The organism is Duganella violaceipulchra (assembly GCF_019166075.1).
In the GTDB taxonomy this organism is placed as follows: Bacteria; Pseudomonadota; Gammaproteobacteria; order Burkholderiales; family Burkholderiaceae_D; genus Rugamonas; species Rugamonas violaceipulchra.
In genome coordinates, this window is sequence record NZ_JAHTGR010000002.1 from 498834 (window position 1) to 523288 (window position 24455).

Below are 24455 nucleotides of genomic sequence, written 5' to 3' on the forward strand. Positions count from 1 at the left end.
ATCATCTAGCCAGCGTTGTAGGCGTGGGGCGAAATGACGCGCATTTCTGATTCTATCCAATTTTCCACCTGTTGCATCATGCTGTCCGGGGTCTGGCCTTCCGGCGAAATCGGTTTGCCTATCGATACTGTAACAAGGCCGGGCCGCTTGATGAAAGAATTTTTTGGCCAGCACTCGCCGGAGTTGTGCGCGATCGGTACAACCACCGCGCCGGTCTCGATCGCCAGGCGCGTGCCGCCGCTCTTGTACTTGCCCGCCTTGCCGACCGGGATGCGGGTGCCTTCCGGGAACATGATGATCCACTGGCCGTCGGCCAGGCGGCGCTTGCCGTGGCGGACCACGTCCATGAAGGCGTTCTTGCCCTGTTTGCGGTCGATCGGGATCATGCGCAGCAGCGCCATCGCCCAGCCGAAGAAGGGAATGTAGAGGATCTCCTTCTTGAACACGAACACCAGCGGACGTGGCATGTTAGGCAGCAGGAAGATGGTCTCCCATGCCGACTGGTGCTTCGACAGCACGATGGCCGGCGCGTCCGGGAAGTTCTCGGCGCCCTTGATTTCGTAGCGGATGCCGCAGATGACCTTGAGGCACCAGATCATGAACACGTTCCAGCGCGCGGTGACGAAGAAGCGTTTGTTGTACGGCAGCGGCGCGGCCAGGAAGCATACGCAGGCCCAGACGATGGTCGATACCACCATGACGATGGTGAAAATCAGGGAACGCAGAAACAAGACGGGATGACCCAATGCAGACTCCAAAACTGTTTAGCTAACGACGTGCAGCGCCGGCGGGGCGCTGGTTTTCAGCAGGTGATTGACCATCGCGGCCAGGTCGGGGAAGACCATGGTGCCCGGTGGCAGGCCACCCGTGGCCTGGGTTTTCTCGCCCTTGCCGGTCAGGACCAGGTAAGGCACGCAGCCGCTGACATAGCCGGCCTGCAGGTCGCGCAGCGAATCGCCGACGGTCGGCACGCCTTTCAGGCTGATTTTATAGCGCTGCGAGATTTCCGTGAACATGCCCGGCTTGGGCTTGCGGCAATCGCAGCTGTCGGCCGCGGCGTGCGGGCAGAAGAAGATGGCGTCGATGCTGGCGCCCACTTGCTGCGCCAGATTGTGCATCTTCTGGTGGATCGCGTTCAGGATGGACATGTCGAAGAACTCGCGGGCGATGCCCGACTGGTTCGACGCCACGACCACCCGATAACCCGCCTGGTTCAGGCGGGCGATCGCTTCGAGCGAGCCGGGGACCGGAATCCACTCGGCCGGCGACTTGATGAAGTCCGGCGAATCGTGGTTGATGACGCCGTCGCGATCGAGGATGATCAGTTTCATGGACGGCCCACCCATTTAGGCCGCCAGCTTCGAAATGTCGGCCACGCGGTTCATCATGCCGTGCAGCGAAGACAGCAAGGCCAGGCGGTTGTTGCGCAGGGCGACATCCTCGGCCATCACCATCACGTCGTTGAAGAAGGCGTCGACTTCCTCGCGCAGCTGCGCCAGCGTCTTGAGCGTGCCGGCGAAGTCGCCCTGGTTGAAGGCGGCGTCGATTTCCGGCAGCACGCGCACCACGGCGGCGTTGAGGTTCTTCTCGGCGGCGTCCTGCAGCAGCGCGACGTTGACGCCGGTGTTGCCGGCGGCGGCCAGCGCTTCCTCGTTCTTCTTCAGGATGTTGGTGATGCGCTTGTTGGCGGCGGCCAGCGAGGCCGATTCCGGCAGCGCGGCGAAGGCCTGCACGGCCTCCAGGCGCTGCACGATGTCGTCCAGGCGGTCCGGGTTCTGGGCCACGACGGCTTCGATCTCGTTCGGCGAGAAGCCGCGCTCGCGCAGGATGCCGCGCAGACGGTCGATCATGAAGGTGTAGACGTCGGCGCTCGGGTCCTTGAAGCCGGCCACGGAGGCGAACAGCTGCGCGGCATGCGACAGCAGGCCGGAGATAGCCAGCGGCAGGCGCTTTTCGATCAGCATGCGCAGCACGCCGAGCGCGTGGCGACGCAGCGCGAACGGGTCCTTGTCGCCGGTCGGCGCCAGGCCGATGGCCCAGATGCCGACCAGGGTTTCCAGCTTGTCGGCCAGCGCCACGGCGGTGCCGGTGACGGTCGACGGCAGGGCGTCGCCGGCGAAGCGCGGCTGGTAGTGCTCGGACGCGGCCAGCGCCACATCTTCCGGCTCGCCGTCGTTGCGGGCGTAGTAGGTGCCCATGATGCCTTGCAGCTCAGGGAACTCGCCGACCATCTCGGTGACCAGGTCGGCCTTCGACAGTTTGGCGGCGCGGGCGGCCAGCGCGGCGTCGCCGCCGATAGCACCGGCGATGAACGCGGCCAGCGCGGCCACGCGTTCGCCGCGTGCGGCCTGCGTGCCCAGCTTGTTGTGGTAGACGATTTTTTCCAGCAGCGGCAGGCGCGATTCCAGCGTCTTCTTCTTGTCCTGCTCGAAGAAGAACTTGGCGTCGGACAGGCGCGGACGCACCACGCGCTCGTTGCCGTCGATGATGGCGGTCGGCGTGTCGGTGGCGATGTTGGAGACGATCAGGAAGCGCGAACGCAGCTTGCCGTTGGCGTCGGTCAGCGCGAAGTATTTCTGGTTGGTCTGCATGGTCAGGATCAGGCATTCCTGCGGTACGGCCAGGAACTCTTCCTCGAACTTGCACTCGTAGACCACCGGCCATTCGACCAGCGCGGCCACTTCATCGAGCAGCGCTTCAGGCATCAGCACCTGGTCGGCGCCGGCCTTGGCCAGCAGCTCGGCGCGGATTTTCTCCTTGCGGTCTTCGACGCCGGCCAGTACCTTGCCTTCGCTCGCCAGGGTGGCGGCGTAGCTGTCGGCGCTGACGATGGTGATCATGCGCTGGCCCGGCGCGGTCAGGAAGCGGTGGCCTTCGCTGACGTTCGAGGCGGTCAGGCCCAGCAGGGTCAATGGCAGCACGGTGGCGCCATGCAGCGCGATCAGGCTGTGGGCCGGACGCACGAACTGCACGGTGGCGCCGTCGGGACGCTGGTAGCTCATCACTTTAGGAATCGGCAGCTTGGCGACCGATTCTTCCAGCGCCGTTTGCAGGCCCGATTGCAGCGCGCTGCCGGCCGCGGTGTAGGTGTAGAAGAAGCTTTCGGCCTTGCCGTCCTGCGCGCGTTCCAGGTCGGCCACGGTCAGGTTGGGGAAGCCCAGCGCGGCCAGTTTCTTGGCCAGCGGCGGCGTGCCGTTGCCGGCGGCGTCCAGCGCCACCGACACCGGCAGCACTTTTTCGCGGATAGCTTTGTCCGGCGAGGTGGCGCGCACCTTGGTGATGGAGACGGCCAGGCGGCGCGGCGAGGCGTACGGGGTGGCGACGCTGTCGGCTTCCAGGAAGTCGCGCGATTTCAGGCCGTTGACGATGCCGTCCGCGAAAGCCTTGCCCAGTTTGGCGAGCGCCTTCGGCGGCAGTTCTTCGGTCAGCAGTTCGATGAGCAGAGTTTGAGTCATATTATTTATACAGTTTATTCAGCGGCGGCGGGAGCCATAGGGAAGCCCAGGCGTTCACGCGAATCGTAGTAGGCTTGCGCGACCAGGCGCGACAGGGCGCGCACGCGGCCGATGTAGGCGGCGCGTTCGGTCACGGAGATGGCGCCGCGCGCGTCCAGCAGGTTGAAGCTGTGCGAAGCCTTCATGATCTGCTCATACGCAGGCAGGGTCAGTTGCAGCTCGATCAGGCGCTTGGCTTCCGATTCGTGGTTGTTGAACTGGGCGAACAGCAGCTCGGTGTTCGAGTGCTCGAAGTTGTAGGCCGACTGCTCCACCTCATTCTGGTGGAAGACGTCGCCGTACTTCAGCGTCTTGGTCTCGCCATTTTCTTCCCAGGTGGTCCACACCAGGTCGTACATATTCTCGACGCCCTGCAGGTACATCGCCAGGCGTTCGATGCCGTAGGTGATCTCGCCCAGCACCGGCTTGCAATCGAGGCCGCCGACTTGCTGGAAGTAGGTGAACTGCGTCACTTCCATGCCGTTCAGCCAGACTTCCCAACCGAGGCCCCAGGCGCCCAGGGTAGGCGATTCCCAGTCGTCCTCGACGAAGCGGACATCGTTCTGCTTCAGGTCCAGGCCCAGCGCTTCCAGCGAACCGAGGTACAGGTCCAGGATGTTTTCCGGGGCCGGCTTCATCACCACCTGGTACTGGTAGTAGTGCTGGCCGCGGTTGGGGTTCTCGCCGTAGCGGCCGTCCTTCGGGCGGCGCGACGGCTGCACGTAGGCCGCGCGCCAAGGCTCCGGGCCGATCGCGCGCAGGAAGGTGCCGGTATGGAAGGTGCCGGCGCCGACTTCCATGTCGTAGGGCTGGAGCAGGGCGCAGCCTTGCTTGTCCCAGTAGGTTTGCAAGGTCAGGATAATTTGTTGAAATGTCAGCATCTTGTGTAGTCGGTGGCGCAGCCCATGGGCGCGCGGTTGCAGTTTCGCTAAAGCGGCAATTTTAGCGGGTTTTACAGGGAGCCTGTAGAGATTAAGCGGCTTTGGCCTGGTTTTTTGCGCGCCGGGCCCAAAACCAGGCGCCGGTTAGCGACAGCGCGGCCAACGCCAGGAACAGCTTGTTTCCCCACAGGATGTACGGGGTGCTGCCGCTCATGCCCTGCACCGAGGCCGCCAGCGCGCCGTAGGTGTTCACGGGCAGCTGCTGGACCACCTTGCCTTCGCCATTGATGATGGCGGTGGCGCCGGTGTTGGTCGCCCGCAGCATCGGGCGGCCGGTCTCCAGCGTGCGCATCTGCGAGATCTGCAAATGCTGGGGAATGGCGATGGTGTCGCCAAACCAGGCCAGGTTCGACACATTGAGCAGCATGGTGGCCGCTTTCTGGCCCTGCGCCGGATTGTTCAGCTGGCCGGCGATCTCTTCGCCGAACAAGTCTTCGTAGCAAATGTTCGGCAGCACGCGCTGGTCCTTGATCGTGAACGCGGGCTGGATGTCGCGGCCGCTGGTCTGGTCGCCCAGCGGGATCGACATCAGGTTGACGAACCAGCGGAAGCCGAGCGGAATGAATTCGCCATACGGCACCAGGTGGTGCTTGTCGTAGCGGTAGTAGCTGGCACCCGCTGAGTCGGAGCCCAGGTGGCCAGAAATGCCGATCACGCTGTTGAAGTAGGCGGTCTGGCTGTCGGCCAGCGGGATGCCCAGGATCAGGTTGCTGTTGGTCTTGTTCAGGAACTGGGCGATGCCGGGCAGGTAGTCCGGCGGCAGCTGCTGCGGCAACATGACGATGGCCGTCTCCGGCGTGGCGATCAGGTCGGCCGGGGCGGCCGTGATGGCGTCCTGGTACAGCTTGAGCGCCGACATCACGCGCGAACCGTTGAATTTTTCATCCTGCGGAATATTCCCCTGCAGCAGGCGCACCGAGATCGGCTTGCCTTCCGGGTAGGTCCAGTGCAGCAGGCCCAGGGCGACGCCGGCCACCGAGATGGCGACGATCAGCCCGGCCGCGCGCAGGCGGCTGCGGTGCAGCAGCAACAGCATGGCGCCGGCGATTACCGCCGCCAGCCAGCCCAGGCCGTACATGCCGATCAGCGGCGCGTAGCCGGCCAGCGGACTGTGGTTGTGGGCGTAGCCGGCCGACAGCCAAGGGAAACCCGTGAACAGCCAGCCCCGCAGCCATTCGAACAGCGACCACATGGCCGGCAGCACCAGCAGGTTGGCGGCCGGCAGCGGCAGCGCCCAGCGCTTGCGCAGCCAGGCCGCGCCGCCCATCGCCAGCGCCACGTAGAAGCCCATGCCCCAGGCCAGCAGCAGCACGGCGGCGGCCGCCAGCGGCGCCGGCATGGCGCCGTAGGTGTGCAGGGAAACGTAGAGCCAGTGGGTGCCGGCGGCGGTCCAGCCGAAGCCGAAGGCCCAGCCGATCAGGCCGGCGGCCTTGACGTCGCTGCTGCGCAGCACCTGGTAGAACAAGGTGGCCAGGCCGAGGATCTCCAGCGGCCACCAGCCGAACGGCGCGAAGGCGAACACGCACAAGGCGCCGGCCACGGCGGTGATGGCCATGCGGCCACGGGTGGAGCGTTGCGGCTTGGGGGGATCGTTCGGGTTGGCGCGGCGAAAACGCATTATGCGTCGTCGCCCGCTTCAGCGGCGGCCGGCAGTTTCTCCACCAGCAGCACGTGGATCTGGCGGGCGTCGGCGCGCAGCACTTCGAAGCGCAAGCCTTCCATGTCGAACACGTCGCCCTTGTGCGGCATGCGCGCCAGGTGCTTGGCGACCAGGCCGCCGATGGTGTCGACGTCGTCGTCCGGCAGCGCGGTGTCGAGTTCCTCGTTGAATTGTTCGATCTCGGTCAGCGCCTTGATGCGCCAGCGCGGGCCGTGCACGCCTTCCTTGATCGACAGGATGTTGTCCTCTTCCTCGTCGAAATCGTATTCGTCCTCGATGTCGCCGACGATCTGCTCGAGCACGTCCTCGATGGTGATCAGGCCTGCCACGCCGCTGTATTCGTCCACCACGATGGCCATGTGATTGTGGTTGGCGCGGAAGTCGCGCAGCAGCACATTCAGGCGTTTCGATTCGGGGATGAAGATGGCGGGGCGCAGCATGTCGCGCACGTCGAACGATTCCTCGGCGTAGTAGCGCAGCAGGTCTTTCGCCAGCAGGATGCCGATCACCTTGTCGCGCTCGCCTTCGATGGCGGGGAAGCGCGAGTGGGCGGTGGCCAGCACTTGCGGCATCCATTCCTCGATCGGCTTGGAGATGTCGATGACGTCCATCTGCGAGCGGGGAATCATGATGTCGCGGGCGGACAGATCCGACACCTGGAACACGCCTTCGATCATCGACAGGGCGTCGGCGTCGATCAGGTTGCGTTCGTGGGCGTCATGCAGAACTTCGAGCAGTTCCGCGCGGTTCTCTGGCTCGGGGGATATCAGTGCGGTCAGGCGTTCAAACAGTGACCGATGGGGTTTGGCGTCAGTCTTGACGCCACTACTAGAGTGCTCTTGCATAGGAGGCGTGAGCCGTTGTTACGAAGGGGTATAGGATACACCAAATGGGGAGGCGGAGCCGTTTTTGTCAAAAAGACAGCAGGATTGTGCTTTTGGGCGATGTCAATATCCGAAAATTTTCCAGGCTCATGCTGTACGGATTATTCGTTAGGATCCGATCCGTGATGAGCGTTTTCGACGGCACCCTTGGTCAAGGTGTAGCGCTATACTTGGACCTGACTGCGGGATCGATTCGCGGGGTAAACACAGTTGGCGGTACTAAGAACTGCGTTAATTGTAGTCTTTAATGTCGTCAATCAAAAGGGTGTGCTTCGTTTCCTTGATGGCCAAACGGGACATGCGGCAGCACTGGATGGCTACACTCACTTCCGATTTTTGAGGACAAATTAATGAGCTCGATTAATGAGAGCAGCGCCTTGAACATCGCGGAGGTGAAAGTCCGTGAGCTCGGGGCGGCTTGCGGTGATGAGTTTGAAATTCTTTGCGAAGAAACCCAGGAGATCGAGCAAGGCTGGGTGTTTTTCTATAACTCGGCGGATTATGTGCGTACCCGGAATCCGTTGTCTGCGTTGGCAGGCAACGGTCCCTTGCTGGTTCTGCGTGATGGGCGCATTGCTGTGCTGCCGAGCTCCGTGTCATGGCAGGAAGCTGTGATCCAGATACCGCATGAGGAAACTGGCTGGGTGGCATGAAGCGATAGCACTTATTTGGCCTCGTCGGCCGGTCCGCGCAGCCAGCGTTCAGTCGGCGTAGGGATCGGCGTAGCCGAGGCCGGCCAGGATTTCCGTTTCGATGCCTTCCATCTCGGCCGCTTCCTCGTCGTCCATGTGGTCGTAGCCCTGCGCGTGCAGCACGCCGTGGACGATCAGGTGGGCGGCGTGTTCTTCAACGGTTTTTTTCTGCTCAGCCGCCTCCCGCTCCAGCACGTCGGTGCAGAGGATGATGTCGGCCTGGGTCGGCGCGTCGTCCGGGAGTTCTTCGCCTTCGTTGTAGGCGAAGGTCAGCACGTTGGTGGCGTAGTCCTTCTCGCGGTAGTCGCGGTTCAGGGTGCGCCCTTCCTCGGCGTCGACGAAGCGTATCGTCAGCTCGGCTGGCGCGAACAGCGCGGCCTGCACCCAGCGGCGGATCTTCGGACGGGTGATGCTTTCCTGCAGGCGGGCGTCGGGGTATTGCACCGACAGCGACAGTTTATTTTTTACGGACATTTTTGAGGGCTGTGGCTTTGAGGAGGGGAGCGATTTCCGCTTCGTGGTTGTGCGCCGTTTCGTAGGCGTCGACGATGCGCGCCACCAGCGGGTGGCGCACCACGTCCTCGCTGTTGAAGTGGCTGAAGGCGATGCCGCGCACCTCCTTCAGCACCTGGACCGCGTCGACCAGGCCGCTTTTCTGGCTCTTGTGCAGGTCGACCTGGGTGACGTCGCCGGTGATCACGGCCTTGCTGCCGAAGCCGATGCGGGTCAGGAACATCTTCATCTGCTCGACGGTGGTGTTCTGCGCCTCGTCCAGGATGACGAAGGCGTGGTTCAGGGTGCGCCCGCGCATATAGGCCAGCGGCGCGACCTCGATCACCTGCTTCTCGAACATTTTCTGCGTGCGGTCAAAACCCAGCAGGTCGTACAGCGCGTCGTACAGCGGGCGCAGGTAGGGATCGACCTTCTGCGCCAGGTCGCCCGGCAGGAAGCCCAGGCGTTCGCCCGCCTCGACCGCGGGACGGGTCAGGATGATGCGCTTGACGGCGTCGCGTTCCAGCGCGTCGACCGCGCAGGCCACCGCCAGGTAGGTCTTGCCGGTGCCGGCCGGGCCGACGCCGAAGCTGATGTCGTGCTCCAGGATGTTGCGCAGGTAGCGGATCTGGTGCGGCGTGCGACCGCGCAGGTCGGCGCGGCGGGTCTTGAGGATGGGGCTGTTGATGTCGGGCTCGACGAACGGCGCCTCGACCACGCGCGGCTGGTCCGGCGCCGAGGCGGCGGCGATGGCGGCGTTGGCCACCGCCAGGCCGGCGCGCTGCTCGACCAGGGCCAGCTGCACTTCTTCGATCGGCACGATCTTGTTGGCGACCGCGTAGAACTGTTCGAGGATCTGCACCGCCCGTTCGGCGTTGTGGCCGCTGACGATGAACTTCTCGCCGCGACGGAAGATGGTGACGTCCAGCGCGGCGGAAATCTGGCGCAGGTTTTCGTCGAGGGGGCCGCACAGATGGGCCAGACGCGCGTTATCGAGCGGTTCCGGAACAAAGTAGTGCGGCTGGACTGGTGTTTTGGTTTTCAATGGGATGCTTTATGAGAGAGGCCGGCAGTGCCGGCACAGGCGATAGTTTAACGTAATTTTCCGCCGCCAGATGCGATAGGCCTTGATTTCAGGCACCCGGGCTTCTACAGTGAAAGAGTAGCCTGCCGGCAATTTCCAGTGGAGGGTTTCATGGCAGCCAATGCGATCTCGTCCTCGCGCATCAGCACCCCGCTCGACAGCGTGCAGGCGGCCAACCAGCGCGAAACCCGCGCCAACCGCGAGCAGCAGCGCGCCCAGCAGGCCAGCTCGGCCGAGAGTGTTGAGCGCGAGCAGCGCAGCAATGGCGCCGAACGCGCGGTGCAGACCCGCGTGGAAAAAAATACCGACACCCAGCGCAGCCGCGCCCAGGCCAATGACGCCGCCACCGCGCTGCAGCGCCGCGCCGCCCAGGCCGCCGACAAACACGCCGAACAGGATCGCCGCCAGAGCGAGAAAACCCTGGGCCGCCACATCGACACCACCGCCTGATTGAGCCCCGCCTGAGCTCCGCCCCCGCCTGTAAAGATGAACTTGCGTTGTGTAACAGTTTCCTACAAGTTCTTGCGTGCGACACCCTCCAGCCCCATGTGATGAAATAGCATTGTTGCTAAGGTTTCTAGCCAGCGATTGATGTCGAACAATCTTCGCTCGACGGACAGCGGTAGGAACAGGCCCTTTTGAGCATAGAATAATCTTGCACGAAAGGCAATCAGCAGGGCCGGAAAACTTAGGCTAAGGAATCTAAGTTGTCCTTAAGTTCAGGCCTGCACACTTCATTCACCCAACCAACGAGGAACACCATGGCACATCACGCACTTGCTTCCCAGGAAAGCTACAATCCCAACCATCTCCTGGACATCTTGCTCGGCAAGATGCAATTGAAAAACGACGCCGCGCTGTCGCGCCTGCTGGAAGTCGCGCCGCCGGTCATCAGCAAGATCCGCCACCACCGCTTGCCGGTCGGCGCCTCGCTGCTGATCCGCATGCACGAAGTGACCGGCATGAGCATCCGCGACCTGCGCGACCTGATGGGCGACCGCCGCACCAAGTACCGCCTGTCCGACGCCCAGGGCCGTCCAAAGCCAGAAGAGCGTACCGAAAAGGCCGAGGCCGGAAACTACGCGCGTCACTAATGCGCCCGCACGTCTGCACCTGCCGTTGCCGCGCTTGATAGCAAGCCGGCCGGCAGGGAGCGCGTTCAGCTCAGCAGCACCATTGAAATTTCTTCGTATTGCAGTTCCGTCTCGCGGAACAATTGCAGATAGATTTCCTCATCGAGGCCCAGCGCAGTCCAGGCCACGGTGGACACAGGCGGCACCAGATCGTCCTGCACCTGCGCCAGATCGAGCGCGTGCACGATGGCGTCGGCCACATGAATGATGGCGGCCAGGAACCCTGCGCCCGGCGCTTCCGGGTCGTGATGGCCGCCGATGGCCAGCCGCATCGTATCGGAAAAATTCCAGTGCTCCGCCAGGGCCAGCCCGGCGTCGACATGATCGACGCCCAGCACGGTACGCTCGGCGTCCAGCAGATAACAATCGTGGGCGTCGCGGTAGGCCAGGGTTTCCGAGTACTGGTTCGGGAAGCAGGACACCAGCACCAGCCGGCCGATATCGTGCAACAGGCCGGCCGTGAAGGCGTAGTCCTGGTTGAAGCGCATTTGCCGCGCCAGCACCTTGGCGCAGGCGGCGGTGGCGATCGAGTGGCGCCAGAAGGCCTTGTGGTCGAAGCCGGGGCAATGGCCCTCGGCGAAGCAGCCGGTGACGGCCGCCGCCGTGATCAGGTTGCGCGTGGTCTGGAAGCCCAGGTAGGTGATCGCCTGCTGGATGGTGGTCACCTTGACCTGCAGGCCGTACAGCGAGGAGTTGGCCAGGCGCAGCGTCTTGGCCGTCAGCGCCTGGTCGTAGGACACCTTCTTGGCCAGCACGGAGATATCGACATCGTCCTGGTCGATGCTGTTGAGCAGCTCCATCACCACCGCCGGCAGCGAGGGCAGGTCGTCCAGCGTGCGGACGACGTCGTCGTAACTGAGGGTATTACTCATGCTCGGGGGTCTCCGGTAAGCCCAGGCGGAAGTCCGACACGAAGCGGCGCAGCAGCGAGGTGGCCCAGTCGCTGTCGCTGTCGGCGTCGTTTTTACGGAACAGGTGGGCGATGCGCGCCGCGTGGTGCTCCAGCGTCGCCTGCGCCATTTCCGGCGACACCTCGTCCTTCAGGATGGGCAGGATGGCGATGCCGTGGCGCGGCATCAGCGCCAGCATGGCTTCGGTCAGCAGCGTGCCCTGTGGCAGCAGCACATGGCCTTGCATGTCCAGCAGCACGTCCGACAGGACCATGCCCGGCCGCACCTCCGCCAGCGTCAGTTGATGATAATTGCCTGTCATGATGCCCTCCCGGTTTGCCACCTCGTCTACATTGCCCGATCTTACCATTGCGGGCAAGCAAAGTCTGCCGTGGCGGCGTGGCGGCGGGGGCCATAACTTGCCAAGTCGCATGTCATACCGTACATTGGGACGTTGCCGTCAATTCCATCACTGCACGGAGGTTGGTCGATGTTTGGTATTCAAGGCCGCTTGACGCTGCTTTTCGTGGTCATCGTGACCCTGGTGTTGGGCATTTCCGGCACTTATGCCCAGTACAGTCTCGGCCACGAGCTGGAAGTGAGCAGCCAGCGGCTGCGCCAGGGCGTGCTGACCCGCCTGCAAACCAGCCTGCCGTCGGCGCTGTGGGACCTGGACAAGGCCAAGGTCGACAACATCGTCGCCGCCGAGATGCTGCCGCCCGAGCTGGTCTCGATCCGCGTCTACGACACCTCGGTCGGCCTGTTCTCCGGTAAATTGCGCAATGAAAACGGCAGCGTCAGCTCGATCGAGAACGACGCCGCCGTCGGCGGTTCGCCGGTGGTGGCCGACCTGGCCTACCGCGATTCCGGCGCCGCCGGCGCCTCGCTCAAGCCGGTCATCGTCGGCCGCGTGGTGGTCAACTTCAGCCGCGCCCAGATCGACGCCACGCTGGCGGCCGAAGTGCGGCGCAAGGTCACCGAGGTGCTGCTGCTGGACCTGATCCTGGTGGCGGCGCTGGCGCTGTCGCTGCGCATCGTGTTCGATCCGCTCAAGCGCCTGCGCGACGGCCTGTTCGACCTGGCCACGCGCGGCAGCGACGAGGTGGAGGAGTTGCCCGACAGCCGGCACGACGAGCTCGGCGAGGTGATCCGCGGCTTCAACGCCATCCAGCGCAAGGTGAAATCGAACATCCAGCGCATCCGCGAGGCCGAGGACGAGGCCCGCAAATCGGCCCAGACCACCGCCAAGGCGCTCGACGACCTGCGCCGCACGCAGGAATCGCTGCTGCAGGCCGAGCGGCTGGCTTCGCTGGGCGGCCTGGTGGCCGGCGTCGCCCACGAGATCAACACCCCGGTCGGCATCGCGCTGACCAGCGCCTCGGTGCTGATGGAGGCCACCGAGAAGGTGCACCAGTCTGTCGCCAGCGGCAATATCAAGAAATCCGACATCATGCGCTACCTGGAGACGGCGGCCGAGAGCACGCGCCTGATCATGAACAACGCCTACCGCGCGGCCCACCTGATCCACAGTTTCAAGCAGATCGCGGTCGACCAGGTCAGCGAGGCGAGGCGCCGCTTCGAGCTGCGCGACTACATCAACGAGGTGGTGTCGAGCCTGCAGCCCAAGCTGAAGAAGACCCGCATCACCGTCAGCATCGCCTGCCCGCCGGACATCATGCTCGACAGCTATCCGGGCGCGCTGGCCCAGGTCATCACCAACCTGACGCTCAACTGCGTCGAGCACGCCTTCGATCCGGGCGACGAGGGCCGCATCACCATCGGCGTGGCGCAGACGGCCGACTGGATCGAGATGCAGGTGGTGGACGACGGCAAGGGCATCCCGCCGGACATGCTCGACAAGGTGTTCGACCCCTTCGTCACCACCCGCCGCGGCCAGGGCGGCACCGGCCTCGGACTCAATATCGTGTTCAACTTGATCGCCAAGCAGTTTGGCGGCACCATTACCGTTTCCAGCATCCTGGGGCAGGGCGCCAGCTTCGTGCTGCGCATGCCGTGCGTGACGCCGGTCGACGACCCGGCCGCGCTGCAAGCCGATGCCCGTCTCCATAATTGAAAGGCCAGCAATGCCCAAAATCAGCGGTGAATTCAACGTCAAGATGGTGCCCGAAACCATGTCGCCCGTGGCGGCCGAGAGCGGCATCGGCCGCATGTCGCTCGACAAGCACTACCACGGCGCGCTGGACGCCACGGGCGCCGGCGAGATGCTGGCCTATATGGATCGCGAACTGGGTTCCGGCGCCTACGTGGCGATGGAAAAAGTGCGGGGGACGCTGGAGGGGCGGCGCGGCAGTTTTTTGCTGCAGCACACCGGCACCATGGAGCGCGGCGCGGCCGGCCTGAAGGTGGCGGTGGTGGCCGATTCCGGCAGCGGCGAGCTGGTCGGCCTCAGCGGCGCCTTGCAGATCCGCATCGAGGGCGGCAAGCATTACTACGATTTCGACTACACGCTGGGCGACGCCGTTGCTTAGGCGTCCGGCGCCACGCTAGAATGCCGCCATGGACAAGGACACACTCAAAGGCTTGGTGATTTTAATCGGCGTGGCGCTGGCGCTGGCGATCTTTGCGGTATTGGGGACCGAGGACGGGGTGCAGAAACTTTCCTGCGTCGGCCGCGCCATCCTGCATGGCGTGGCGATCACCAACATCCATGGGGTGTGCGGCCTGTAGCGGCGGCGGGGCTTACTCGGTAAATTTGTCCGAGGCGTCGCCTTTGCGCGAGGACCAGCCCAGAATGACCAGTCCCAGCATCAGCATGACGAAGGCCTGCGGTTCCGGCACTTCGGCCACCGGGTCGATCGCGTGCTGGTTTTCCGGGCTGTTGCTGGCCAGCGCTTCCGGATCGCGATCCGAGGCGGTCTTCTCCGCAGGCACAGCGCTATCGATGCCGCACGGCGTGGTGCTGTGGGCGTCGCAATGGGCGAGTATGATTGCTGCGGTTGCAATTTTGCCGTTATCCGGGCTGGCGGTCTGCGCTTGCGCGGCTCCGGCCATCCCCAGGGTCAGCAATAATGTTGTTATAAAAGTCAACTTCTTCAAAGTTCTCTCCTGGCTATGCTGCACGAGCAGGACGTTAAGGCTATATTAAAACATAAACATTAAGCTAAGATTGGTCGTGGATCCAACCGTGCTCGACTATTTTACATTAAACCACAATTAATAACATATTGCCATCTGTATTTTTCTTTGGGCAATCAATTAGTGCGCCGCAACAACGGTTATTGCTGACTAGCCAGTGGCGTTCACACTTTCAACTTCACAAGCAATCATTCGATCGCATAGGGCCCGGACACAGATGATTTCGATATATGGCGGCAAATTGGGATGGACTTTCGCCGCGGCGGCGCTGGCCTTGCTGGCCGGTTGCGCCAGCGGCGGCAAGGGGGCCGTTGGCGCGACCACGGCGGCCGCACCGGCGCCGGCGGGGCCCAATCCGCAGGTGCTGCTGCTGGGCGAGGTGCACGACAACGCCGCCGGTCACAAGCTGCGCTACGAGCTGTTGCGCCAGCGGGTCGAGGCCGGCTGGCGCCCGGCCATCGTCATGGAACAGTTCGACCGAGAAAACCAGGACGTGCTGAGCAAGGCCCAGAAAGGCTGCCTGGACGCCCAGTGCGTGATCCATGTGGTCGGCGCCGGCCGCTGGAGCTGGCAGCTGTATTACCCGGTGATCCAGCTGGCGCTGACCTACCAGCTGCCGCTGATCGCCGGCAACCTGTCGCGCGCCGACGCCTCGCGCGTGGTGCGCGACGGCATCGCCGCCAGCTTCGACCCGCAAAGCGTGCGCGACTACCACCTCGACCAGCCGCTGCCGGCCGACGTACGCGGCGGACAGTACCAGGAAATCATCGCCGGCCACTGCAATATGCTGCCGGAGATGATGGTCGACGGCATGATCAACGCCCAGGTGTCGCGTGACATCTGGATGGCCAAGATCGTGCGCGACCAGCAGCCGCGCGACGTCGTGCTGATCGCCGGCAACGGCCACGTGCGCAAGGACATCGGCGTGGCGCGCTGGCTCAACGCACTGACGCCGGCACTGACGGTGCGCAGCGAAGGCTATGTCGAAGGCGCGGACGGCGCCGGCCGCTACGACGCGGTCTACAGCGTGGCGCCGCAGTCCCGTCCCGACCCCTGCGCCGAACTCAAAGCCAAAGCCAAATCCTGACGCCATGGAAAAAATCTACCTGCCCGGCGCGCCCGACCGCGCCACCGTCGACGCCCTGGCCGGCGCCACCCTGCTCGAATTCGGCGCCAACTGGTGCGGCCACTGCATGGCCGCGCAGGCGCCGCTGGCGCTAGCCTTCGCCGGCCACGAGGGCGTGCGCCATTACAAGGTCGAGGACGGCCCCGGCCGCGCGCTGGGCCGCTCCTACCGCGTCAAGCTGTGGCCGACGCTGATCTTCCTGCGCGACGGCCAGGAAGTGGCGCGTCTGGTGCGGCCGCTGCAGGCCGACCCGATCGGCGTTGCCTTTGCGCAAATCGATACCTAGAGAACAAGCTTATCTGCTTGGCAGCAGGCGAGGCGGGTGTGTATGATGGGCCGCACCATCCACCCGCAGGAGCGTCAAGCATGAGTCAGTCTCACCCCGGATCGCCCAAGGCCAATTCCCCGGCCACCGTGCTGTTTGCCAGCCTGATCGGCACCACGATTGAATTCTTCGATTTCTACATCTACGCCACTGCGGCCGTGCTGGTGTTCCCCAAACTGTTCTTCCCCGCCAGCGACCCTGCCGCCGCCACCTTGCAATCGCTGGCCACCTTCGCCATCGCCTTCTTCGCGCGCCCGGTCGGGTCGGCCGTGTTCGGCCACTTCGGCGACCGCATCGGCCGCAAGGCCACCCTGGTGGCGGCGCTGCTGACCATGGGTATCTCGACCGTGGTGATCGGCGCCTTGCCGACCTACGCCTCGATCGGCACGCTGGCGCCGGCGCTGCTGGCGCTGTGCCGCTTCGGCCAGGGCCTGGGCCTGGGCGGCGAGTGGGGCGGCGCGGTGCTGCTGGCCACCGAGAACGCGCCGCCGGGCAAACGCGCCTGGTACGGCATGTTCCCGCAGCTGGGCGCGCCGATCGGCTTCTTCCTGTCGGGCGGCATTTTCCTGCTGCTGAGCCAGACCCTGAGCGACGCCGAGTTCTTCAGCTACGGCTGGCGCATTCCCTTCCTGGCCAGTTCGCTGCTGGTGATCGTCGGCCTGTACATCCGCCTGAAGATCCATGAAACCCCGGACTTCCAGAAGGTGCTGGAGAAGAACGAGCGGGTCAAGGTGCCGGTCGTGACCGTGTGGCGCGACCACCGCCGCGTGCTGGTGCTGGGCACCCTGATCGCGTTGGCCACCTTCGTGCTGTTCTACCTGATGACGGTGTTCGCGCTGAGCTGGGGCACCAGCGCGCTCAAGTTCACCCGCAAGGACTTCCTGATCCAGCAGCTGTTCGCCGTGATCTTCTTCGGCCTGACCATCCCGGTCGCCGCGCTGTGGGCCGACCGCTACGGCCGCCGCATCACGCTGGTGTGGGTGTCGGCCGCGATCGCCGTGTTCGGGCTGGCGATGGCGCCGATGTTCGGTTCCGGCAACAGCATGCTGGTGACCGTGTTCCTGTCGCTGGGCCTGGGCCTGATGGGCATGACCTACGGCCCGCTGGGCACCATGTTGTCCGAGCTGTTCCCGGCCGAGGTGCGCTACACCGGCGCCTCGCTGACGTTCAACCTGGCCGGCATCCTGGGCGCCTCGCTGGCGCCGTACGCGGCCACCTGGCTGGCCACCAACTACGGCCTGCAATACGTCGGCTACTACCTGTCCACGGCGGCGGTGATCAGCCTGGTGGCGCTGCTGCTGGCCAAGGGCGGCACCGCCAAGACGCCATAATTGCATAAAATGTCATCATACAACGCCATCGCGGCCGCCGCTGAGCCGGACTGCCGCGATGGCGCAATCCCTTGAATATCCGCATCTTTCCGCTTGCCTATCGCGTTTTATAGTTGTACGATGACTTACGACTAGAGTGATCTCGTGGAGACCGAGAGATCATCACCAAAAACCAGAATAGAAGTGATGCCATGAACCTGAGCGAGCCTGTGAACGCGCAAGCGGTGGGGAAAACCGTCGGTAAATACCGCTGGACCATCTGTGCGCTGTTGTTTTTTGCCACCACCGTCAACTACCTGGACCGCCAGGTGCTGAGCTTGCTGGCGCCCGACCTGTCCAAGGAATTCGGCTGGAGCAACACCGACTACGCCAACATCGCCGCCGCCTTCCAGTTCGTGTACGCGATCTCGATGCTGTTCGCCGGCCGCGTGGTCGACAAGATCGGCACCAAGGCCGCCTATGTGCTGGCGATCACGATCTGGTCGCTGGGCGCGCTGCTGCACGCCTTCTCGGTGCCGATGGGGCAGGGCATGGGCGTGCTGCTGGGCGCCTTCGGCGTGGTCGCAGCGCCGTCCATCCTCGGCTTCATGATGTCGCGCGCGGTGCTGGCGGTCGGCGAGGCCGGCAACTTCCCGGCCGCGATCAAGGCCACCGCCGAATACTTCCCGAAGAAGGAACGCTCCTTCGCCACCGGCATCTTCAACTCCGGCGCCAACGTCGGCGCCATCCTGGCGCCGATCTGCGTGCCGCTGATCGCCGGCATCTGGGGCTGGCAGGCCGCCTTCATCATGATCGGCATGCTGGGCTTCATCTGGATGAGCGTGTGGATCACGCTGTACGAAAAGCCGGACCAGCAGCGGCGCCTGTCGGCGCAGGAGCTGGCCTACATCCGCAGCGACCAGCCGGCGGCGGTGGCGGCGCCGGCCGCGGCGAAGAAAGTCTCGTGGTTCCAGCTGCTGAAGTACCGCCAGACCTGGGCCTTCGCCTTCGGCAAGTTCATGACCGACGGCGTCTGGTGGTTCTTCCTGTTCTGGCTGCCCACCTACCTGTCGGCGCAGTACGGCATGAAGGGCGACGCCATCGTGGTGCCGCTGGCGGTGCTGTACAGCATGACGATGGTAGGCTCGATCGGCGGCGGCTGGTTCCCCAGCTACTTCATGGCGCGCGGCCACGCGCCGTATGACGGCCGCATGAAAGCGATGCTGGTGATCGCCTTCTTCCCGCTGGTGGTGCTGCTGGCGCAGCCGCTGGGCGCGATCAGCTTCTGGGTGCCGGTGCTGCTGATCGGCGTTGGCGCCTCGGCGCACCAGGCCTGGTCGGCGAATATCTTCACCACCGTGTCCGACATGTTCCCGCAAAAATCGGTGGCCTCGGTGATCGGCATCGGCGGCATGGCCGGCGGCATCGGCGGCGTGCTGCTGACCAAATTGGGCGGCTGGGTGTTCGACTACTACAAGTCGGTGAACGACATCCGCACCGGTTACATGATCATGTTCGCCATCTGCGCGCTGGCCTATCTGGTGGCGTGGTGCGTGATGAAGGTGCTGGTTCCGCGCCACAAGGAAATCACCGACCTGTGATCGGACGGCGGACCGATGCCGTCATGCTAAGATTGTCCTTTGGCGCTGCCGAAGCACCGGCTGCCACGCATCCCGACAATCAGAACATGAAAAAAAACGTAGCAACCATCCGGGACGTCGCCGCAGCGGCCGGCGTCTCGACCGCCACCGTATCGAAGTTCGTCAACGGCGCGCAGCGCTTCTCGCCGGCGGTGGAGGCCACCATCAAGGAAGTCATCGCCCGGCTGGGCTACCGCTCCAACCCGTTGGCGGCGTCGATGATCACCGGCCGCACCAAGAGCATCGGCCTGTCGGTGCTGGACGTGGCCAATCCGCACTTCACCAGCATCGTCAAGGGCGCCAACCGGGTCGCGCTGGCGCACGGCTACACACTGCTGCTGGTCGACACCGAGGAAAACCCGGACCGCGAACGGCCCTTGCTGGAAGCGCTGAGCCGCCGGGTGGACGGCATCATCATGTTCTCGCGCATGCTGGAATCGGAGATGGACTGGGTGATGGAGCTGGGCAAACCGCTGGTGTATTTCGGCCGCCTGTCGCGGCTGGAGATTCCGTGGGTGATCAGCGACGACCACCGCGGCGCCTACATGCTGGCGCGGCACCTGGTCTCGCTGGGGCACAAGCGCATCGGCTACCTGCGCTTTCCGCGCTCGCGGCGCGATGAGGAGCGCCTGGCCGGCATCCGCGCCTGCCTGGCCGCGCACGACTTGGAACTGACGGTGTACGAAGGCGGCGCGCCGACGGCGGCCGAAGGCGAGCGCGTATGCTCGTCCATCATGCTGGGCGCCGAGCACCCGGATGCGCTGATCTGCTACAACGATTTGATGGCGCTGGGCTTCATGAAAGCGGCGCAGACGCTGGGCTTCAAGCTGCCGGAGCAGCTGTCAGTGGCGGCCTTCGACAACATCGAATACGGCCAATACACCTCGCCGGCGCTGACCACGGTGGACCTGCAGAGTGAGCGCATGGGCGTGGCCGCGATGGAAAAGCTGATCGCCGCCATCGACGGCAAACCCGCCCCCGCCACCACGATGATCGAACCGCAGCTGATCCTGCGCGGCTCGACCATCAAGCGCTAAAAACCGGGGTCAAGTCTGACATTCGGACACGAGCTCTACTGTAGCCGTGGCTACAGCAGAGCTCGTGTCCGAATGTCAGACTTGACCCCGGGTGGATCTTAGAACAGCGTGCTGACGTCCGGACGGGTCGCCAGGGCCGCCTGGACCACGGCGGTGACGCGGGCGCGGTCGGCGCCTTGCAGCGGCTGGCGCGGACGGCGCACGAACTCGTTGCCGACGCCGGCCAGCGTTTCCACCAGCTTCAGGTTCTGCACCAGCTTGGTCGACACGTCCAGGTGCATCAGCGGCATGAACCACTGGTACAGCTTGAGCGCTTCATCCCAGCGCTTGGCTTTCATCAGCTTGTACAGCGCCACCGTCTCTTTCGGGAAGGCCACCACCAGGCCGGCCAGCAGGCCGTCCGCGCCCACTGCCAGGCCTTCGAACGACAGATCGTCCACGCCCATGAACAGCTGATAGCGGTTGCCGACGGCGTTGCGCAGGTCGGTGATGCGGCGCACGTTGTCGGTCGATTCCTTGATCGCGACGATCCATTCGCAATCGGCCAGTTCCTTGAAGTCTTCCGGCGTCAGGTCGACCTTGTAGGAGACCGGATTGTTGTAGACCATGATCGGCAGCTGCGCCGCCTTGGCGATTACGCGCAGGTTGTCCATCGCCTCGCGCGAGTCGGCCGCGTACAGCACCGACGGCATCACCATCAGGCCCTGCACGCCCATCTCATGCGCCTTCTCGGCGAAGCGGCAGGCGGTGGCGGTGCGCGTTTCGCTGACGTTGACCAGCACCGGCACGCGGCCGGCGGCGACGTTCAGCGCGGTCTTGGTGACGGCCAGCTTCTCGTCGAACGACAGCGTGCTGGCTTCACCCAGCGAGCCGCAGGTCAGCAGCGCGTGCACGCCGCTGTCGATCTGGAAGTTGAAGTGCTTTTCCATTTCCGCGTGGTCGAGATCCTCGTTCTCTTTGAACTTGGTGGTTACTGCGGGGAAGACCCCTTCCCATTTTGCTGCTGCCATGCTGTTCTCCTTGTGATGAATCGGTGGTTGTTATCGAATTATTTAATCGTTGATGATGCTGGCGATGCGGGCCGGTGAAATCGGCATCCGCACCGCGTCCGGCCGCCAGCCGTACAGCAGTTCGGTGGCGCCGCCGCAGATGCGCCCCTGGCACGGCCCCATGCCGCAGCGCGTTTGCAGCTTGGCGCTGCGCCAGCTGGTGTGCGTGCGCAGCTCGCTGTGGCAGACGTCTTCGCAACGGCAGACGATGGTGTCGTCGCCGGCCAGTTTCAGTAGTTCCGGCCGCAGCGCAAAGGCGCGCTCCAGCCTTGCTGCGAATTTTTTCCAGCGCGCGCGTTCGGCGTACAGCTGCCGCGCGGCGGTGGACTGGCGGGTGGCCGCCAGGCCGGCGATGCGGCCCTCGGCCAAGGCCAGGTCCACGCCGCCGACGCCCGTCCCCTCGCCGGCGCAGTAGACGCCGAACACGGAGGTCAACTGCTCGTCGTCAACCAGCACCGCCGTTTGCCGCTGGTTCGACGCGGTGACGCAGCCCAGCGCCTGCGCCAGTTCGACGTTGGGCAGCAGGCCGTAGCCGCAGGCCAGGTAGTCGCACTGCAGTGCCTCCAGCTCGCGCGCGCCGCCGCGTTGAACCAATATCGATTGCAGCGTGCCGTCGCCCAGCGCCGAGTGCACATGGCTGTTGCGCAGATACGGAATGCCGTTCAGTTGCGCGGCCAGTTGCAGCGCCTGCGTGATCTTGGACGGCGTCGCCAGCAGGCCGAAGCCGAAGCGCACCAATGCCGGCAAGGGCGCCTGCTCGATGATGGTGACGATCTCCGCACCCTTGGCGCGCAGCGTCGCGGCCACCGCCAGCAGCAGCGGGCCGCTGCCCGCCACCACCACGCGCTTGCCCTGCACCGGATAGCCGCCCTTGGCCAAGGCTTGCAAGCCGCCGGCGCCGGTCACGCCGGGCAGGGTCCAGCCGGGAAAGGGCAACAGCCGCTCGCGCGCACCGGTGGCCAGTATCAGTTTTTCGTAGTGCAGCGTGGCCGACGCCGACGGCGTCTGCACTTGCAGCTGCTGCGGCGCCGGCGCGTACAGCACGCGCGTCTGCGGCAGGTAGCTCAGGTTGGGGGCGGCGCGCAGGTCGCTCCACATTCTTTGCGCGCGCTGGTCCTGCTGTTGCTCCGGACCGCCGCGCCAGATCTGGCCGCCGGCCAGCGGGTTGTCGTCGACCAGGCCGACCTTCGCGCCTTGCGCCAGGGCCGCATGCGCGGCCGCCAGTCCGGCCGGTCCGGCGCCGATCACCAGTACGTCGTAGCGGGTCATGGCCGGGCCTCGCCGGTGGTGACGCGCATGCCGTCGGCGCACAGCGTCTGGCATGACAATTGGTGCATGCGGCCGTCGATGGTGACCCGGCATTCCTGGCACACGCCCATGCCGCACAAGGGCGCGCGCGCCGCGCCGCGCACCGAGCGCCGGGTGACGGCGCTGCCGGCCATGGCGATCGCCGCGGCCACGCTGACGTCTTGCGCCACCTGGATGTCGTGGCCGTTGATGTTGAGGACGACGTCAGTCATTGAAGCGTCCCGGTAAATAGGGGGCGGCGGGGATGCGCGTGCTGTCGCCGCTCATCTGTGCGGCCAGCAGCTGTGCCGTCGCCAGCGAGGTGGTGATGCCCAATCCTTCATGTCCGGTCGCCAGCCACAGTCCGCGCCGCGCGGCGTGGGGGCCGATCAGCGGCAGGCCGTCCGGCGTGGCGGCGCGCAGGCCGGTCCAGCAGCGCAGCACGTTCAGTTGCGCCAGGGCTGGCGTGAACGCGGCGGCATGGCGCAGCATGCGTTGCAGCATGGCCGGCTCCACCGCCAGGTCGATTGTGTCGAACTGGCGGGAGGAGCCGATCAGTACTTGTCCGGTAGGACGGGGCTGCAAATTGAACGCGACCGAGTCGCCGCTGGCGGCGTGGGCGCTTTTGATGTATCCCAGTTCCACCAGCTGATGGTGGACAAAGCCGGGATAGCGGTCGGTGATGGCGATATGTCCTTTTTTCGGCTGCACCGGCAGTTCCGGCAGCAGCGTGGCCGAACGCGAACCGGCGGCCAGCACCACGTGCTGCGCCTGGTGACGTGCGCCGTCGGCCAGCAGCACGCCGTTGTCTTCAATGACGGCAACGCTGGCGCGCAGCGTGGTGGCGCCGCGGCGGATCGCCCGGTCCAGCAGGATGCGCGCGCTCTTGGGCGGATAGACCAGGCCATCGCCGGGGACCAGCAGGCCGCCGGCCAGGCCGGTGCGCAATTGCGGCTCGCGTGCATACAGCGCGGAGGGCGCCAGCAGTTCGCAGGCGATGCCGTAGGCGGACAGCGTGTCGGCCTTGGTGCGCGCGGCATCCATTTCTTCTTCGTCCGCGGCGACCCAGATGGTGCCGCAGCGGCTGTACTCGTGGCGCTGCGGCAGGTCGCCCACCAGCGAATTCCACAGGGAGACCGAATACGCCGACAACGCCAGCTCGGCCGGGTTGTCGTCCATGACCACCAGGTGTCCCATGCCGGCCGCGGTGGCGCCGCTGCCGGGCATGTCCTGTTCGATCACCATCACCCGCAGGCCGCGCTGACTGAGCGCATCCGCACAGGCAGCACCGACGATGCCGGCGCCGATGACGATCACGTCGTTCTGGCTCACCGTATGCCCCATACGAAAGGATCGGTCGGATCGAGCAGCAACTGCGCCTGCGAGTTCACCCATGCGCGGCCGCGGATGCTGGGTATCAGCTGTTCGCCGCGATAGCGGTACGAGGCTTCGAACACGCTGCCGATCACGCTTTCCTGCTTCCACAGCGCGCCCTCGGCCAGCTTGCCGTCGGCCGCCAGGCAGGCCAGCTTGGCGCTGGTGCCGGTGCCGCAAGGCGAACGGTCGTAGGCCTTGCCGGGACAGAGCACGAAGCTCTGGCTGTCGGCGCCGGTGCGCGATGGCGCGAACAGTTCGATATGGTCGATCAGCGCGCCGTCTTCGCCGGTGACGCCGGCCTTTTCCAGCGCCGCGCCGACGGCTGCCGTGTAGGCGGTCAGCGCCTCGACGTTACCAACCCCCAGTTCCAATCCGTGACCGGAAACCAGGAAGAACCAATTGCCGCCCCATGCCACGTCGCCGGTGACCGGGCCGTGGCCCGGTACTTCGACTGTGACCTGGGTCTGGCTGCGATACGAGGCCACGTTGTCCACCGTGACGCTGCCGTCGGCGTGCAGCTCCGCCTCGACCACGCCGACCGGCGTATCGATGCGGTGGCGGCCGGCGCCGATGCGGCCCATGAAGGCCAGCGACGCGACCAGGCCGATGGTGCCGTGGCCGCACATGCCGAGGTAGCCGACATTGTTAAAGAAGATGACGCCTGCGGCACAATCGGCCTCGTAGGGCTGGCACAGCAGCGCGCCGACCAGCACATCCGAGCCGCGTGGTTCGCACACCACGGCGGAACGGAAGCGGTCGTGCTGGCGTTTCAGCAGGGCGAGCCGCTCGCTGAGCGGTCCTTGGCCCAGTTCCGGGCCGCCGTCGGTCACCAGGCGGGTCGGTTCGCCGCCGGTGTGGGAGTCGATGATGGAGATGGTTTTCATGCTCAAATCTTAAGCTTCCCGTGGCCCGCTGTCTTGCATCTCCTGCGCATGATC

Annotated in this window: 27 protein-coding genes; 11 read left to right on the forward strand and 16 right to left on the reverse strand. The window is 64.9% G+C overall.

Annotated elements, in window-relative coordinates; genetic code table 11:
• Positions 1–5: 5 nt before the first annotated feature.
• The 6 genes from KVP70_RS05175 to KVP70_RS05200 form a co-directional block, all read right to left on the reverse strand.
• Entirely contained in the window at positions 6–698 is a 693-nt protein-coding gene (locus KVP70_RS05175; protein WP_373886686.1) for a lysophospholipid acyltransferase family protein, read from the reverse strand.
• A gap of 66 nt (positions 699–764) precedes the next feature.
• Positions 765–1331 (reverse strand): D-glycero-beta-D-manno-heptose 1,7-bisphosphate 7-phosphatase, encoded by a 567-nt coding sequence (gene gmhB, locus KVP70_RS05180; protein WP_217941003.1) that lies wholly within the window; start codon positions 1329–1331, stop codon positions 765–767.
• A gap of 15 nt (positions 1332–1346) precedes the next feature.
• Positions 1347–3455: a glycine--tRNA ligase subunit beta gene (gene glyS, locus KVP70_RS05185; RefSeq protein WP_217941004.1), complete on the reverse strand. Its 2109-nt coding sequence runs from the start codon at positions 3453–3455 to the stop codon at positions 1347–1349.
• A 14-nt stretch (positions 3456–3469) separates the two neighbouring features.
• Entirely contained in the window at positions 3470–4375 is a 906-nt protein-coding gene (gene glyQ, locus KVP70_RS05190; RefSeq protein ID WP_217941005.1) for a glycine--tRNA ligase subunit alpha, read from the reverse strand.
• Between the two features lie 91 nt (positions 4376–4466).
• Positions 4467–6053: an apolipoprotein N-acyltransferase gene (gene lnt, locus KVP70_RS05195; protein ID WP_217941006.1), complete on the reverse strand. Its 1587-nt coding sequence runs from the start codon at positions 6051–6053 to the stop codon at positions 4467–4469.
• The gene (locus tag KVP70_RS05200; RefSeq protein WP_217941007.1) at positions 6053–6940 is read right to left on the reverse strand and encodes a CorC family transporter; all 888 of its coding nucleotides are present in this window, start codon (positions 6938–6940) and stop codon (positions 6053–6055) included. Before KVP70_RS05200 ends, lnt begins: the two co-directional genes overlap by 1 nt.
• A 389-nt stretch (positions 6941–7329) precedes the next feature.
• On the opposite strand from KVP70_RS05200, the gene KVP70_RS05205 reads away from it, so the two are divergent.
• Entirely contained in the window at positions 7330–7632 is a 303-nt protein-coding gene (locus KVP70_RS05205; protein ID WP_217941008.1) for a YrhB domain-containing protein, read from the forward strand.
• A gap of 48 nt (positions 7633–7680) precedes the next feature.
• Here KVP70_RS05205 and ybeY read toward each other — a convergent pair whose 3' ends face one another.
• Positions 7681–8145 carry an rRNA maturation RNase YbeY gene (gene ybeY / locus KVP70_RS05210; RefSeq protein ID WP_217941009.1) on the reverse strand — a complete coding sequence of 155 codons (465 nt, stop codon included), beginning with the start codon at positions 8143–8145 and terminating at the stop codon, positions 7681–7683.
• Positions 8129–9208 (reverse strand): PhoH family protein, encoded by a 1080-nt coding sequence (locus KVP70_RS05215; protein ID WP_217941010.1) that lies wholly within the window; start codon positions 9206–9208, stop codon positions 8129–8131. The genes ybeY and KVP70_RS05215 overlap by 17 nt, the downstream gene beginning before the upstream one ends.
• 150 nt (positions 9209–9358) lie before the next feature.
• Between KVP70_RS05215 and KVP70_RS05220 the strand changes: the two genes are divergently transcribed.
• Both KVP70_RS05220 and KVP70_RS05225 read left to right on the forward strand, forming a co-directional pair.
• Positions 9359–9697, forward strand: coding sequence for a hypothetical protein (locus KVP70_RS05220; protein WP_217941011.1), 339 nt, complete (start codon positions 9359–9361; stop codon positions 9695–9697).
• Between the two features lie 311 nt (positions 9698–10008).
• A complete protein-coding gene (locus KVP70_RS05225; RefSeq protein ID WP_008451968.1) occupies positions 10009–10341 on the forward strand; it encodes a hypothetical protein in 333 nt (110 codons plus the stop codon).
• Positions 10342–10406: 65 nt separating this feature from the next.
• Here the strand turns inward: KVP70_RS05225 and KVP70_RS05230 are convergent, their stop codons facing one another.
• The gene (locus tag KVP70_RS05230) at positions 10407–11252 is read right to left on the reverse strand and encodes an HDOD domain-containing protein (RefSeq protein ID WP_217941012.1); all 846 of its coding nucleotides are present in this window, start codon (positions 11250–11252) and stop codon (positions 10407–10409) included.
• Positions 11245–11592, reverse strand: a complete 348-nt coding sequence (locus KVP70_RS05235; protein WP_217941013.1) for a hypothetical protein — start codon at positions 11590–11592, stop codon at positions 11245–11247. The genes KVP70_RS05230 and KVP70_RS05235 overlap by 8 nt, the downstream gene beginning before the upstream one ends.
• Positions 11593–11760: 168 nt before the next feature.
• Between KVP70_RS05235 and KVP70_RS05240 the strand changes: the two genes are divergently transcribed.
• The 3 genes from KVP70_RS05240 to KVP70_RS05250 are packed head-to-tail and all read left to right on the forward strand — an operon-like array spanning position 11761 to position 13958.
• A complete protein-coding gene (locus tag KVP70_RS05240; RefSeq protein WP_217941014.1) occupies positions 11761–13344 on the forward strand; it encodes a sensor histidine kinase in 1584 nt (527 codons plus the stop codon).
• Between the two features lie 10 nt (positions 13345–13354).
• Positions 13355–13759 carry a DUF3224 domain-containing protein gene (locus KVP70_RS05245; protein ID WP_217941015.1) on the forward strand — a complete coding sequence of 135 codons (405 nt, stop codon included), beginning with the start codon at positions 13355–13357 and terminating at the stop codon, positions 13757–13759.
• Between the two features lie 28 nt (positions 13760–13787).
• Entirely contained in the window at positions 13788–13958 is a 171-nt protein-coding gene (locus tag KVP70_RS05250) for a hypothetical protein (protein WP_217941016.1), read from the forward strand.
• 12 nt (positions 13959–13970) lie between these two features.
• Here the strand turns inward: KVP70_RS05250 and KVP70_RS05255 are convergent, their stop codons facing one another.
• The gene (locus tag KVP70_RS05255; RefSeq protein WP_229224600.1) at positions 13971–14327 is read right to left on the reverse strand and encodes a PEP-CTERM sorting domain-containing protein; all 357 of its coding nucleotides are present in this window, start codon (positions 14325–14327) and stop codon (positions 13971–13973) included.
• Positions 14328–14583: 256 nt separating this feature from the next.
• Between KVP70_RS05255 and KVP70_RS05260 the strand changes: the two genes are divergently transcribed.
• The 5 genes from KVP70_RS05260 to KVP70_RS05280 all read left to right on the forward strand — a co-directional run bounded on the left by KVP70_RS05260 (position 14584) and on the right by KVP70_RS05280 (position 19804).
• Positions 14584–15453, forward strand: a complete 870-nt coding sequence (locus KVP70_RS05260; RefSeq protein WP_217941017.1) for a ChaN family lipoprotein — start codon at positions 14584–14586, stop codon at positions 15451–15453.
• Between the two features lie 4 nt (positions 15454–15457).
• Complete coding sequence (locus KVP70_RS05265; protein ID WP_217941018.1) at positions 15458–15778, forward strand: thioredoxin family protein; 321 nt, start codon at positions 15458–15460, stop codon at positions 15776–15778.
• A gap of 80 nt (positions 15779–15858) precedes the next feature.
• Entirely contained in the window at positions 15859–17148 is a 1290-nt protein-coding gene (locus KVP70_RS05270; protein ID WP_217941019.1) for an MFS transporter, read from the forward strand.
• A 191-nt stretch (positions 17149–17339) separates the two neighbouring features.
• Positions 17340–18728: an MFS transporter gene (locus KVP70_RS05275; RefSeq protein WP_217941020.1), complete on the forward strand. Its 1389-nt coding sequence runs from the start codon at positions 17340–17342 to the stop codon at positions 18726–18728.
• Between the two features lie 86 nt (positions 18729–18814).
• Positions 18815–19804 carry a LacI family DNA-binding transcriptional regulator gene (locus KVP70_RS05280; protein WP_217941021.1) on the forward strand — a complete coding sequence of 330 codons (990 nt, stop codon included), beginning with the start codon at positions 18815–18817 and terminating at the stop codon, positions 19802–19804.
• Between the two features lie 98 nt (positions 19805–19902).
• Here KVP70_RS05280 and KVP70_RS05285 read toward each other — a convergent pair whose 3' ends face one another.
• Genes KVP70_RS05285 through KVP70_RS05305 form a run of 5 tightly spaced genes read right to left on the reverse strand, consistent with a single transcriptional unit; the run spans position 19903 to position 24401 of the window.
• Positions 19903–20814, reverse strand: coding sequence for a dihydrodipicolinate synthase family protein (locus KVP70_RS05285; protein WP_217941022.1), 912 nt, complete (start codon positions 20812–20814; stop codon positions 19903–19905).
• Positions 20815–20856: 42 nt separating this feature from the next.
• A complete protein-coding gene (locus KVP70_RS05290) occupies positions 20857–22122 on the reverse strand; it encodes an NAD(P)/FAD-dependent oxidoreductase (RefSeq protein ID WP_217941023.1) in 1266 nt (421 codons plus the stop codon).
• A complete protein-coding gene (locus KVP70_RS05295; protein WP_217941024.1) occupies positions 22119–22373 on the reverse strand; it encodes a 2Fe-2S iron-sulfur cluster-binding protein in 255 nt (84 codons plus the stop codon). The genes KVP70_RS05290 and KVP70_RS05295 overlap by 4 nt, the downstream gene beginning before the upstream one ends.
• Entirely contained in the window at positions 22366–23484 is a 1119-nt protein-coding gene (locus KVP70_RS05300) for an NAD(P)/FAD-dependent oxidoreductase (RefSeq protein WP_217941025.1), read from the reverse strand. Before KVP70_RS05300 ends, KVP70_RS05295 begins: the two co-directional genes overlap by 8 nt.
• Positions 23469–24401 (reverse strand): 4-hydroxyproline epimerase, encoded by a 933-nt coding sequence (locus tag KVP70_RS05305; protein WP_217941026.1) that lies wholly within the window; start codon positions 24399–24401, stop codon positions 23469–23471. The genes KVP70_RS05300 and KVP70_RS05305 overlap by 16 nt, the downstream gene beginning before the upstream one ends.
• Positions 24402–24455 lie beyond the last annotated feature (54 nt).